Source organism: Flavobacterium sp. Root420 (assembly GCF_001427905.1).
In the GTDB taxonomy this organism is placed as follows: Bacteria; Bacteroidota; Bacteroidia; order Flavobacteriales; family Flavobacteriaceae; genus Flavobacterium.
The window spans coordinates 54160-67329 of sequence record NZ_LMEF01000023.1; the positions used below are offsets into that span (position 1 = coordinate 54160).

Below are 13170 nucleotides of genomic sequence, written 5' to 3' on the forward strand. Positions count from 1 at the left end.
CTTTAAATTTTTAAGATTATTGTTTTTTGATTAAGGTTACGTTTCCGTAATTTGAATTTATTAAGATTTTATTTTGGCCTTTTTTCTTATTGAAACCACTGATTCTTTTAGAAGCGTTTTTACTTTCGGTTACTGAAACATCTAAAGAATTATCACTTTTTATGTTTCCATATTTTGTATTAATATCAAAATCAAAAGCATAATTTGTATCATATCCCAATGAAACATCGGTATAACCAGTATTGATGTTTATATTATTTGCTTTACTAGTTATAGTAGAAATATTTATTTTGCTGTACGTGGCGTCTACATTTACATTGTTTGAAATTTCGGCAATAGAAATGGTAAGATAATTTCCAGATCCTGAAAACGAATTTATTTTCTGAAATTTTAAAGTTCCATAATTACAGTCATATTTGATGTTTTGTCCGTCAGCAACAACTAAATCAGTATAATTAGTATCTAGATTTAAGTTACCTGAATCATTTATTTTTAATCCTGAATAACGAGCTTCAATAGTGCCATTTTTAATATAATCAATCGTAGAATTTTGACAATACTCAATTTGGAATCTATTATTTGTATTATTTAATTTACCTGCTGTAACTTTTCCATATTTACAGGTAATATCTGAAGCTCCATCTAAGGTAAGAATGGTAATATTTCCGTATTTATTCATCAATTTTACAGTTCCATTTTTTGGAATTTTTATCACATAATTAATCTCAAAACTATTGTTGCTTCCTTTGCTTTTTAGAGAAGAACTACCCAGTTTTGTCACAGCGGTAACCATAGATTTCAATGCTGTAATATCAACATCAATACTATTTAGTCTTTCGTTTACCCAGTTTTCATTAGGCCCGGTAACTTTTATAGAAATATCAATATCAATTTTATCTTCATCCCAGGTTGATACTGAAATACTTCCGTATTTATTGTCAACATCAATTCCGGCATTCGAATTGACGATAAAGGTTTTTTTGATACTTTTTTGTTTTGAAATAAAGCTGTCATCATTTGAAAATCCCAGAAAAGGAATTAAGATGAATAGAATTAGTATTTTATAATGTTTTTTCATCGGTAGTGTTTTTTAGATTTTCGTTTTCTTCAATTCTTTTTAGAACAGTTTGCAAAAAAGAGATACGCGTCTGCAGATTGCTGATCATGGCATAAATGATTTGTTTATTTTCACCATTTTTTTGCAGTTCATTAATAATTTTTTGGTAATCAGCATCAAAAACTTTCATTTGTTTTAATGCGTCGTTAATAATTTGTTCGTTTTGAGGCGAACTTTTTTCTTTTAATTTTACTAGCTCGTTATCGATTAAAATGCTAAAAATTGAATCTGTTCGTTGTGTTTCCTTAGAGGCAAATTTGAATTCCTTCGGTTTCTCATTTTTATAAAAAACTGAAATCCCTAACATTAAGACAATTGAAGCCGCAATAGCAGTTACAAACCAGTAATTTTTTTTCTTTGGCTGTTTTTTACTTAATTTATTCAAAAAATCTACCTGATGATCAGAATTCATTTCCTGTACATCCCAATGATTCTCAAACTTGTTAAATAATTGATCTAAATCGTCATTTTCCTTTTTCATATATCCAAATTTTTATTTTTTAGAGGTGATATATGGTATCGCCTTTTGTTAATTTGTTTTTGTTGCCACAAAATTGTTGTAAGTGGCGATTTCATAATTCCTCTAATTTTTTTCTTAAGCTTTCTTTAGCTCTGCTCAATGTTGTTCTGCAATTGGCATAACTAATATTCAAAATTTCGCTAATCTCTTCCTGATCGTAACCTTCAATATAAAAGAGTGTCAATACCATTCGATAATTATCTTTTAGGCCTAAAATGGTATCTAAAACCTGTTTTACTTTAAGTGAATTCAAATCAATGTTTTCAGAATAAAAACTGTTATTTTCTTCGATTTTATAAAGCGTCTTGCTTAGATCTTCGACCTGAAAAGCATTATTCTTTTTATAAAAATCAATACTATAATTGACAATGATTTTTTTCAGCCACGCTCCAAAAGCGACCTCCTGTTTGTAATCGTTTATTTTTGTAAAAGCTTTCAAGAAACCTTCCTGCATGACGTCTTGTGCAAAATGTTCGTCTTTTACAATCCTGTATGCTACGTTGTACATAGCTTTACTGTAACGATTGTAAACTTCAAATTGTGCCTTTTGATTATTGTTTTTACAAAGCGTGATTAATTCTTCGATATTTTGATTAGTTATACTCAAGTAATGGTTGCTAGTTTTATATAAGGACTTTGCTTTTTTTGATATGTTACACTTTTCATAAAATTAATTTTATTTTTTTTGAAATAATTAGATTTGCCATTTAAAATTGAATTTCAAAACTGACTCTTTTGCATTTGGCATAATGATTGTCTATTTTTACCGCCTATGTTGTAAATGAAACACTTATTATGGTTTTATTAAAACCGAGAGTATTTAGGGGTACATTTGCAATTTGGATTTAACTTTTAATGACAAAACGACTTATATATTATTATGTCAAACCATAAAATACTTACTATTGACAATCTGTCACTTCAAGAATTTGATTCAGAAGCAGAATTAATTCCATTATTAACTCCAGAAGACGAAGAGGAAATGAATAACGAAGAGCTTCCGCTTTCGTTACCTATTTTGCCTTTGCGTAACACTGTTTTATTTCCGGGAGTTGTTATTCCAATTTCAGCAGGAAGGGATAAATCTATCAAGCTAATAAATGATGCCAATGCCGGCGGAAAAATTATTGGTGTTGTTTCTCAAATTAATGAAGAAGACGAAGATCCGTCTAAAGATGATATTCATAAAATTGGAACAGTTGCCAGAATTCTTCGCGTTTTAAAAATGCCTGACGGAAACGTTACGGTAATTTTACAAGGAAAAAAACGTTTCGAGATTGACGAAGTTGTTTCTGAAGAACCTTATATAACTGCAACAATTAAAGAAGTTGCAGAAGATCGTCCTGATGAAAATGATACTGAGTTTACCGCTATTTTAGATTCTGTAAAAGAATTGGCTATTCAAATTATAAAGGAAAGTCCAAATATTCCTTCAGAAGCGACTTTTGCGATTAAAAACATTGAAAGCCAGTCGTTTTTAATCAATTTTGTTTCTTCTAATATGAATTTATCGGTAAAAGAAAAACAAGGCTTATTATCGATAAATGGATTAAAAGAACGTGCGTTAGAGACGTTACGTTACATGAATGTTGAACTTCAAAAATTAGAATTGAAGAATGATATTCAATCAAAAGTTCGTTTTGATTTAGATCAGCAACAACGTGAATATTTCTTGCACCAGCAAATGAAAACCATTCAGGAAGAATTGGGAGGTGTTTCGCAGGAAGAAGAAATGGATGAAATGGGGCAGAAGGCGAAAACCAAAAAATGGGATGAAAAAACGCAAAAACATTTCGAAAAAGAATTGTCTAAAATGCGTAGAATGAATCCGCAATCTCCAGATTTTGGAATTCAGCGTAACTATTTAGAGTTGTTTTTAGAATTGCCTTGGGGTGAATATTCTAAAGATAAATTCGACTTAAAACATGCTCAGAAAATTTTAGATAAAGATCATTTTGGACTTGAAGAAGTAAAGAAAAGAATGATCGAACACTTGGCTGTATTGAAACTTCGTAACGATATGAAATCGCCAATTATTTGTTTGACGGGACCTCCGGGAGTTGGTAAAACTTCTATTGGTCGTTCAGTGGCAGAAGCTCTTGGTCGTGAATATGTACGTATTTCTTTAGGAGGATTACGTGATGAAGCAGAAATTCGCGGACACAGAAAAACGTATATCGGTGCCATGCCAGGCCGAATTATTCAAAGTTTAAAGAAAGCCGGAACTTCAAATCCTGTTTTTATTTTAGATGAAATTGATAAATTATCAAGCGGAAATAGTGGAGATCCGTCTTCAGCTTTGTTAGAAGTTTTAGATCCGGAGCAAAATAATGCTTTTTATGATAATTTCCTTGAAATGGGATTTGATCTTTCTAAAGTGATGTTTATTGCGACTTCTAATAATATGGCAACAATTCAGCCGGCATTGCGTGACAGAATGGAAGTCATCAAAATGTCAGGTTATACTATTGAAGAAAAAGTTGAAATCGCCAAGAGACATCTTTTTCCGAAACAATTAGAAGCACACGGATTAACTTCGAAAGATTTGACAATTGGTAAAAAACAATTAGAAAAAATAGTTGAAGGTTATACGCGTGAATCCGGCGTTCGTAACTTAGAAACTAAAATTGCTCAGGTTATTCGTAATGCTGCCAAAGCAGTTGCAATGGAAGAAGAATACAATAAAAAAGTTACAGACGAAGATATCATAACTGTTTTAGGTGTACCGAGATTAGAGCGCGATAAATACGAAAATAATGATGTTGCAGGAGTAGTTACAGGTCTTGCCTGGACAAGCGTTGGAGGAGATATTCTTTTTATAGAATCTTTAATTTCTGAAGGGAAAGGTTCTTTGACCATTACCGGAAATCTAGGGAATGTCATGAAAGAATCGGCGACAATTGCTTTGGAATATATTAAAGCGAATGCCAAAAAATTAGGTTTAAGTATAGAATTGTTTCAAAAGTATAATATCCATTTGCACGTTCCGGAAGGAGCAACTCCAAAAGATGGACCAAGTGCTGGTATTGCTATGCTAACTTCTTTAGTTTCATTACTGACACAAAAGAAAGTAAAGAAAAGCCTTGCTATGACAGGCGAAATTACACTTCGTGGAAAAGTATTGCCTGTTGGTGGTATTAAAGAGAAAATCCTTGCTGCTAAAAGAGCTAATATTAAGGAAATCATTTTATGTCACGAAAACAAAAGTGATATAGATGAAATTAAAGCTGAATATTTAGAAGGACTTACTTTTCATTATGTTAAAGAAATGAGCGAAGTTTTAGCTTTGGCTTTGACAGATCAAAATGCTAAAAATGCAAAAACTTTAAAGTAAAATTCCAATATTTAAAATTCCAAATTCCAATCTGATAGCTCAGTTTTGGAATTTGGATTTTTTTTATTGTAATTTTCTACGAGAGTATATTTCTGTAATTTAGATTTTTTTTACAGGAAGGACAGGTTTTGAATTTTAAAAACTTGGAAAAATAATTGATTTTTAGATAGTTATAAAATTTATTTTATAGTTATATAATTTTATATTTGTATTTGCGTTATTCCCATATAGGAATCGCCCCAAAAGCATGTTAAAACGATTTGTTTTACTATTTTTTATCTTGATTTGTTCGATTTCCTACGGGCAAATTGGAGGGCGCTACACTTATCAGTTTCTTAATTTGACCTCGTCACCAAGGCAGGCAGCGTTAGGAGGTGAAAACATAACAATTTATGACGATGACGTTAATCAGGCAATGTCAAACCCTGCAGCCTTAAATGAAGATATGGACAACCATTTAGCAATGAATTATGGGAGTTATTACGGAGAGGCTTCTTATGGAACTGCTTCATACGCTTATACTTATGACAGACACGTGCAAACTTTTTATGCAGGTGTAAGTTATGTTAATTACGGAACCTTTGAAGGTTATGACGAAAATGGTCAGGCAACTTCTGATTTTTCAGGTAGTGAAGGTGCACTTTCTTTGGGTTACGCTTATAATATTCCCTTTACAGATGTTCATATTGGAGCAAATGCAAAGTTAATAACTTCGACTTTAGAAAGTTATAATTCTGTTGGCGGAGCAATTGATGTGGGAATTATGTATCAAATTCAAAAAAATTATGTAAATTTGGCTCTAGTATTTCGTAATATAGGGACACAGTTTACTACTTATTCAGGAATACAGGAAAATTTACCATTTGAAATCATTGCTGGTGTTTCGCAAGAATTAGAACATGTTCCGCTTCGTTGGCATCTTTCGTTAGAAAATTTACAACAATGGAATATCTCTTTTTCTAATCCAGTACGGGGAGAAACCAATATTGATGGCACGACAAGTGAGGAAAAAGTTTCCTTTGTAAATAATGCTTTGCGACATGCTGTTATTGGTGTTGAACTTTTCCCGGGCAGAGCAGTCAATTTGCGATTAGGTTACAATTTTAGAAGGGCAGAAGAATTGAGAATAGATGAACAACGTAATTTCTCAGGGATTTCTTTAGGATTTGGCTTGAAAATGAATCGTTTAAAATTTAATTATTCATATTCAAGATATACTTTGGCGGCCAACACAAGTCTTTTTGGACTAATTTTAAACTTTCAATAGGTAATATTTATGAAATTATTTTATCTAATTCTATTTTTTACAGCAGGTCTTTTTAATACCTCAAATCTTAATTTTAAAGATGAATCCCTAAGTGAAATTGAAATCGAAAGAATTAACTATCATGTTAATACGGTAAGAGAAATGGTTTATGCCGGTCCTCAATACAATACTAAAATTGCTTTTTTAGTTGATATGAGAATCAAATCCGGAAAAAACAGATTCTTTGTTTATGATCTGGTCAATAATAAAATTCTAGATCAGGGACTTGTAGCTCACGGATCTGGTTCTGAAACCGGAACTAGAGGAGAACTTAAATTTAGTAATACACCAAATTCTAACTGCACCTCTTTAGGTAGATATTCTATCGAGAAATGCTACAAAGGAATATTCGGAAAAGCTTACCGCTTAAATGGATTAGATGAAACAAATAATAACGCTTTAAAAAGAGCTATAGTGCTGCATCATTATTCTGCAGTTCCACTTGAAGAGCAGGAGTATTATATTTCAAACAGCCACGGTTGCCCAATGGTTAATGAAGAATTCTTTAAAAGAATCGAAAAAATAGTTGATAATTCTAAATCGAAAATTATTCTGGATATCTACTATTAAGCAAATAGATGCCATATAATTTTAACTTTTATAATTTAATAACAAGTATCATATGAAGAAGATCTTAATCGTTTTTCTTGTGATACTTTTTGTTTTTATAGGCTATAAATTTTTTTATAAAACCAATAAACTTTCTTCATCTGTTCCCGTCACAATTGATGTCAATCACATAAATGAAGTAAAAGGATTAATAAAAAGCAATTCAAAATATAATAGACGATTTGCATTTTTTATTGATATGAAAATACCGTCTGGTAAGAATCGTTTCTTTGTTTATGATTTAAAAACAAATAAAATTATCGATAAAGGTTTGGTTGCTCATGGTTCTGGCTCAGAGACAGGAATTAAAGGAGAATTAAAATTCAGTAATATTCCAAATTCATTAAGTACTTCGATTGGGAAATATTATATCGGAAATTCTTATCAGGGAAAATTCGGAAAAGCCTATAAACTGTACGGATTAGATCAAACTAATAGCAACGCATTTAAGCGTGATATTGTTTTTCATTATTATTATGATGTTCCATATAAAGAGCAAAATGGATATATTTGCAATAGTTTTGGCTGCCCTATGGTGAACAGAAAATATTTTGATCGAATGTCTAAAATAGTAGATGGATCTGAATCAAATATTATCATGAGTATCTATTATTAATAAGGCTCTGAAACTGAAAGATATTAAAATTTAAAATTTAAAAAATTGGAAAAAATCACCATTGCTATCGACGGATTTTCATCAACAGGAAAAAGCACCTTAGCAAAACAATTAGCAAAAGAGTTAGAATATGTTTACGTTGATACCGGTGCTATGTATCGTGCAGTAGCTTTTTTTGCTATGCAAAATCAACTTATTGGAGCTGACTTTTTTGAAAAGGAAGAATTAATTAAGGTTTTACCTGCTATTAAGCTGGAGTTTAGGTTTAATGCTGATTTAGGTTTTGCTGAGATGTATTTAAATGGTGAAAATGTTGAAAAGCCCATTAGGACAATTGAAGTATCTAATTTTGTTAGCAGAGTTGCAGAAGTATCTGAAGTACGAGCTAAACTTGTTGAACAGCAACAAGAAATGGGAACGAATAAAGCGATAGTTATGGATGGTAGGGATATAGGTACGGTTGTTTTTCCAAATGCTGAACTAAAAATTTTCATGACTGCCAGTGCCGAAACCCGTGCGCAAAGACGTTTTGATGAATTACAGCAAAAAGGTGATGATGTTTCGTATGAAGATGTTTTAAAAAATGTTGTAGAAAGAGATTATATAGATACACACCGGGAAGATTCTCCCTTAGTAATTGCCGATGATGCTATTGAAATTGATAATTCCTATTTAACCAGAGAAGAACAATTTGCGGCTGTTTTGGAATTAGTGAATGATGTTGTTAAAACAGCATAATTTTTTGCAGATATCATTTTTAATGGTAGTTTTACCGCTTCATTTTATTTAAAAGACAATTTCATCATATGGGAATTAAAAACAGATTGATCGTAATGAGTTTTCTTCAATTTTTTGTGTGGGGAGCGTGGCTTATTACTATTGGAAATTATTGGTTTGGAACTAAAAATTGGGAGGGAACTCAATTTGGTCTTGTTTTCGGAACCATGGGAATTGCTTCTTTATTCATGCCTACTTTAACAGGTATTATTGCTGACAGATGGGTAAATGCCGAAAAATTATATGGTTTTTTACATATTGCTTATGCAGTAGTGTTATTTGGAATTGCGCAGGTTACAACACCAGATACTTTTATTGCTGTAATGCTAATTGCTATGTGTTGTTATATGCCAACAATTGCATTAAGTAACTCGATTTCTTATACTTCTCTGAAACTTAATAATAAGAATATTGTAAAAGATTTTCCGCCCATTCGTGTTTGGGGAACAATAGGCTTTATTGTTGCGATGTGGATTACAAATTTAAGCGGAAGTAAAGCAACTGAATATCAGTTTTATATTGCTGGAATTGGCGCTGTGATTCTAGGGATTTATGCTTTTACATTACCAAAATGTGAGCCACAACGTTTAACAAAAGAAAATGCTTCATGGGTTGAAACTCTTGGTTTGGAAGCTTTTAATTTATTTGGAAATTACAAAATGGCTTTGTTTTTTGTTTTCTCTATGTTTTTAGGTGGAGCTTTACAGTTAACAAACGCCTATGGTGATGTATTCTTAGATGAATTCAAACATTTTCCAAAGTATGCAGATTCATTCGTAATCAAATATTCGACTATTATTATGTCGATTTCTCAGGTGTCTGAAACCTTATTTATATTGGCAATTCCGTTTTTCTTAAGACGTTTTGGAATCAAGCAAGTAATGTTGATTTCTATGTTGGCTTGGGTATTACGTTTCGGATTATTTGCTTTTGGAGATCCGGTAACTGGTTTATGGATGATTATTTTGTCTTGTATCGTTTACGGAATGGCATTTGACTTCTTTAATATTTCAGGTTCATTATTCGTAGAAAGCAATACCGATTCTAAAATACGTTCATCAGCACAAGGCTTATTTATGATGATGACCAATGGAGTAGGAGCGGTTTTAGGAAGTTTGACTTCTGGTTGGGCTATTGATCGTTTCTTTACAAAATCGTTTAGTAATACTATCGAGTTATCTGGATTTTTGGAAACAGAAACTACAAATCCTAAAATGTTAGAATTTGTAAAAGGACAAGGAAATTCTATTTCTCCGGAAGGAATATTCAGTAATCCAATTTTAATGAAAGACTGGCATACGATCTGGTTATCATTTGCGGCTTATGCTTTAGTTATTGCGATTGCTTTTGCAGTTTTGTTTAAGCATAAACATGATCCGAAGGAATTGGAGAATTTGAGTCATTAAATTATAATCTTTATCAAAGTTTCTAACTTTGATAAAGATTAATTACATAAGTAAACCCGACAGGTTTTAAAAAACCTGTCGGGTTTGTTGATTTTAAAATAGTAGCTTGTAAAAGATTAAGATTCTATTAAAAAACTTAAATTTGATTGTGCTAAAAGCTTTCATTATGATTAGACAAATTTTAGGGGTAACAATTGGCTACACTATTTTCGTAATCAGCTCCATATTTTTATTTAAGTTTTCAGAAGTGAATCCGCATGAAGAGGCTTCGAAGCTATTTATGGTTTGGACGTTTGTTTACGGATGTATTTTTTCATTCATCAGCGGACTTGTGACTCAATTGATTGCAAAGACCAAAAACTTGAAAGTCAATTATGTACTTTTTATTATCATAGCAGGTTTTGCTGCTTTTTCACTTTTCAAATCAGGTGGTAGTTCGTGGACGCAATTGTTGGCAATCTTTGTATTTGCTCCGATTTCTGTTTTGGGAGGATTATTTTGGGTTAAGAGAAGTAAGGTATAATGAGATTTGAATTAGTTTTCGATAAAGATATCTACAATGAACAAATGGATGTGTTGTTTGACTTGGCTTGGAAAAGAAAGATTTCTTACCATAAAAACTCTCAATACTTAGGTTTTGTTTTAATCTTTATTGGTGCTATAATGATATATAAGCGACCAAATATATTTGGGTTTGGTCATGTATTGTTGTTTTCTGGTTTGTCTACTTTGATTCCCTTTGTATATTATTATTTTAAAGTAAAGTATAACTATAAAAAGACTAGTGTTTTAAGATCTAAAGAAATTGAAATCAATGAAGATTTAAAAGAGTTCGTTTTTGAATTTACTGAGAAGTCATTTATAATGAATGCTGGAAAACATTCAATAAGTATTAATTGGGAAGAATTTTTAATGCATTTGGTAAAGGAGAATAATTTGATACTAATTACTAAGGATTATCAATCTTATATTTTAGGAGAGATTGAAGTTGGAAGGGTGGACTTTCAAAAAGTAATTTCTTTTGTTAAGGAAAAAGTTAAAACCTGATAATGAAATTTTATCGTTTTTATTTGCTGATCAAAAAATAATAAAAAAAGATAGTTGTACATAGTAAACCCGACAGGTTTTTAAAACCTGTCGGGTTTGTTTTAATCTCAATGAAAAGGTTCTTAAAAACCGCTACTCGTACTTATCTAGCCCCGATAGAAGTGGAAATCCTTTTGTGGATCCCAAGGCTTCGGGAGGCACAAAAGATTGAAACGGATAGCGGGGACTGAACGTCTTGAAAAACCTAAAATCTTCTGCTCCTGAACAATTGGCTGATAATCATTTAGAATTGTTTTGCTATTACAAATATTTGTATTAATTTTGCAAACCTTTTGGCAAAGAAGAGTTTCCTTTAGGTATCAACTATTTATGTAAAACAACTTCTGTTTTTTCTACTGCTTTATGAAACTCGAGGAAAACAGAATACAAATTTTTTATCAGCATGTCTGAACAATTAAAATCACAAGAAGAGTTTTTAGCAAATTTTAACTGGCATAACTTCCAAGAAGGAATTGATGCAGTAGATGAGAAAAACTTACAAGAATTCGAAGAACTAGTTTCAAAAACTTTCATCGCTACAGACCAAGAAGAAGTAGTTGAAGGGGTAGTTGTTAGAATTACAGATAGAGACGTTATCGTTGATATCAACGCAAAATCGGAAGGTGTTATTTCTTTAAACGAATTCCGTTACAACCCGAACTTAAAAGTTGGTGACAAAGTAGAAGTATTAATTGACATCCGTGAGGATAAAACAGGTCAATTAGTGTTATCTCACAGAAAAGCACGTACTATTAAATCATGGGATAGAGTTATTTCTGCAAACGAAACAGGAGAAATCGTTAATGGTTTTGTAAAATGCAGAACTAAAGGCGGTATGATCGTTGACGTTTTCGGAATTGAAGCTTTCTTACCTGGTTCTCAAATTGACGTTAAGCCAATTAGAGACTACGATGTATATGTAAACAAAATGATGGAATTCAAAGTGGTAAAAATTAACCACGAATTCAAAAACGTTGTTGTATCTCATAAAGCGCTTATCGAAGCTGATATCGAAGTACAGAAAAAAGAAATCATCGGTCAATTACAAAAAGGACAAGTATTAGAAGGTGTTGTTAAAAACATTACTTCTTATGGTGTGTTCATTGACTTAGGTGGTGTTGACGGATTAATTCACATTACTGACCTTTCTTGGAGCAGAATCAACCACCCAAGTGAAGTTCTTGAATTAGATCAAAAATTAAACGTTGTAATCCTTGATTTCGATGATGAGAAAACAAGAATTCAATTAGGATTGAAACAATTAAACGCTCACCCATGGGACGCTTTAGATGCTAATTTAACTATTGGTGATAAAGTAAAAGGTAAAGTAGTTGTAATCGCTGATTACGGTGCATTTATCGAAGTTGCTGAAGGTGTTGAAGGTTTAATCCACGTTTCTGAAATGTCTTGGTCTACTCATTTACGTTCTGCTCAGGATTTCGTAAAAGTTGGAGATGTTGTTGAGGCTGTTATCTTAACTTTAGATAGAGATGATCGTAAAATGTCATTAGGTATCAAACAATTGACTCAGGATCCATGGACTGACATTACTTCTAAATACCCAGTAGGTTCTAAACATACAGGTATCGTTAGAAACTTTACAAACTTTGGTATTTTCGTAGAATTAGAAGAAGGAATTGATGGATTAATTTACATCTCTGACTTATCTTGGACTAAGAAAATCAAACACCCATCTGAATTTGTAAATGTTGGTGAGAAACTTGATGTAGTTGTGTTAGAATTAGATGTTGAAGGACGTAAATTATCTTTAGGTCACAAACAAACTACTGCTAATCCTTGGGATCAATACGAAGATTCTTTCGCTGTAGGAACTATCCACAATGGTGAAATTTCTGAAATTGTTGACAAAGGAGCTACTGTAGAATTCGGAGATGATATCGTTGCTTTCATTCCTACTCGTCACCTTGAAAAAGAAGACGGAAAGAAATTGAAAAAAGGTGATACTGCTGATTTCAAAGTAATCGAATTTAACAAAGAATTCAAAAGAGTAGTTGCTTCTCACACTGCTATCTTCCGTGAAGAAGAAGAGAAAAACGTGAAAGCTGCAACTGAAAATACTTCATCTAACTCTTCTAACACAAATGCACCAGCTGCAACTTTAGGAGATAACAATGATGTATTAGCTGCATTAAAAGCTAAAATGGAAAAAACTGAGAAAAAATAATTCTTAGTTTCCTCTAAATAGAAAGTCCCACAGCAATGTGGGACTTTTTTTGTTTATTATTGTTTCAAGTTTTCTTTGTTTGCTTCGCCAATTCAGCTAAAGCTCGTGTCAGGTTTCACGTTCCCTGTTTGAGAGTGACATTTAAGAATTGATTATCAGAATTTTTAGGAGCTATTTCCTGCTGTTTCTTCCAATCTTTTATGCCAAACCCCGG

12 protein-coding genes are annotated in these 13170 nt (G+C 32.0%); 9 read left to right on the forward strand and 3 right to left on the reverse strand.

Going from position 1 to position 13170, the window contains the following annotated elements:
• Window positions 1-16 precede the first annotated feature (16 nt).
• The 3 genes from ASC72_RS12200 to ASC72_RS12210 all read right to left on the reverse strand — a co-directional run bounded on the left by ASC72_RS12200 (window position 17) and on the right by ASC72_RS12210 (window position 2244).
• Complete coding sequence (locus tag ASC72_RS12200; protein WP_056191080.1) at window positions 17-1078, reverse strand: hypothetical protein; 1062 nt, start codon at window positions 1076-1078, stop codon at window positions 17-19.
• Complete coding sequence (locus tag ASC72_RS12205) at window positions 1062-1598, reverse strand: hypothetical protein (protein ID WP_056191082.1); 537 nt, start codon at window positions 1596-1598, stop codon at window positions 1062-1064. The genes ASC72_RS12200 and ASC72_RS12205 overlap by 17 nt, the downstream gene beginning before the upstream one ends.
• A gap of 91 nt (window positions 1599-1689) precedes the next feature.
• Window positions 1690-2244, reverse strand: coding sequence for an RNA polymerase sigma factor (locus ASC72_RS12210; RefSeq protein WP_056191084.1), 555 nt, complete (start codon window positions 2242-2244; stop codon window positions 1690-1692).
• A 273-nt stretch (window positions 2245-2517) separates the two neighbouring features.
• Here ASC72_RS12210 and lon point away from each other — a divergent pair, with 273 nt between their 5' ends.
• The 9 genes from lon (at window position 2518) to rpsA (ending at window position 12956) form a co-directional block, all read left to right on the forward strand.
• The gene (lon, locus tag ASC72_RS12215) at window positions 2518-4971 is read left to right on the forward strand and encodes an endopeptidase La (RefSeq protein ID WP_056191086.1); all 2454 of its coding nucleotides are present in this window, start codon (window positions 2518-2520) and stop codon (window positions 4969-4971) included.
• 247 nt (window positions 4972-5218) lie between these two features.
• On the forward strand, window positions 5219-6238 hold the full coding sequence (gene porQ, locus ASC72_RS12220; protein WP_056191088.1) for a type IX secretion system protein PorQ: 1020 nt from the start codon (window positions 5219-5221) through the stop codon (window positions 6236-6238).
• Window positions 6239-6247: 9 nt separating this feature from the next.
• Window positions 6248-6847: a murein L,D-transpeptidase catalytic domain-containing protein gene (locus ASC72_RS12225; protein WP_056191090.1), complete on the forward strand. Its 600-nt coding sequence runs from the start codon at window positions 6248-6250 to the stop codon at window positions 6845-6847.
• A gap of 52 nt (window positions 6848-6899) precedes the next feature.
• Entirely contained in the window at window positions 6900-7502 is a 603-nt protein-coding gene (locus ASC72_RS12230; protein WP_056191092.1) for a murein L,D-transpeptidase catalytic domain-containing protein, read from the forward strand.
• A 45-nt stretch (window positions 7503-7547) separates the two neighbouring features.
• Window positions 7548-8240, forward strand: coding sequence for a (d)CMP kinase (gene cmk / locus ASC72_RS12235; protein WP_056191094.1), 693 nt, complete (start codon window positions 7548-7550; stop codon window positions 8238-8240).
• A gap of 68 nt (window positions 8241-8308) precedes the next feature.
• A complete protein-coding gene (locus tag ASC72_RS12240; RefSeq protein ID WP_056191095.1) occupies window positions 8309-9685 on the forward strand; it encodes a nucleoside permease in 1377 nt (458 codons plus the stop codon).
• A gap of 166 nt (window positions 9686-9851) precedes the next feature.
• Window positions 9852-10208: a hypothetical protein gene (locus ASC72_RS12245; RefSeq protein ID WP_056191097.1), complete on the forward strand. Its 357-nt coding sequence runs from the start codon at window positions 9852-9854 to the stop codon at window positions 10206-10208.
• A complete protein-coding gene (locus tag ASC72_RS12250; protein ID WP_056191099.1) occupies window positions 10208-10732 on the forward strand; it encodes a hypothetical protein in 525 nt (174 codons plus the stop codon). The genes ASC72_RS12245 and ASC72_RS12250 overlap by 1 nt, the downstream gene beginning before the upstream one ends.
• A gap of 442 nt (window positions 10733-11174) precedes the next feature.
• Window positions 11175-12956, forward strand: a complete 1782-nt coding sequence (rpsA, locus tag ASC72_RS12255; protein WP_026984997.1) for a 30S ribosomal protein S1 — start codon at window positions 11175-11177, stop codon at window positions 12954-12956.
• Window positions 12957-13170 lie beyond the last annotated feature (214 nt).

Coding starts and splice junctions, on each gene's coding strand:
- ASC72_RS12200 (WP_056191080.1), bottom strand. CDS start 1,078: ATGAAAAAACATTATAAAATACTAATTCTATTCATCTTAATTCCTTTT.
- ASC72_RS12205 (WP_056191082.1), bottom strand. CDS start 1,598: ATGAAAAAGGAAAATGACGATTTAGATCAATTATTTAACAAGTTTGAG.
- lon (WP_056191086.1), top strand. CDS start 2,518: ATGTCAAACCATAAAATACTTACTATTGACAATCTGTCACTTCAAGAA.
- porQ (WP_056191088.1), top strand. CDS start 5,219: ATGTTAAAACGATTTGTTTTACTATTTTTTATCTTGATTTGTTCGATT.
- ASC72_RS12225 (WP_056191090.1), top strand. CDS start 6,248: ATGAAATTATTTTATCTAATTCTATTTTTTACAGCAGGTCTTTTTAAT.
- ASC72_RS12230 (WP_056191092.1), top strand. CDS start 6,900: ATGAAGAAGATCTTAATCGTTTTTCTTGTGATACTTTTTGTTTTTATA.
- ASC72_RS12240 (WP_056191095.1), top strand. CDS start 8,309: ATGGGAATTAAAAACAGATTGATCGTAATGAGTTTTCTTCAATTTTTT.
- ASC72_RS12245 (WP_056191097.1), top strand. CDS start 9,852: ATGATTAGACAAATTTTAGGGGTAACAATTGGCTACACTATTTTCGTA.
- ASC72_RS12250 (WP_056191099.1), top strand. CDS start 10,208: ATGAGATTTGAATTAGTTTTCGATAAAGATATCTACAATGAACAAATG.
- rpsA (WP_026984997.1), top strand. CDS start 11,175: ATGTCTGAACAATTAAAATCACAAGAAGAGTTTTTAGCAAATTTTAAC.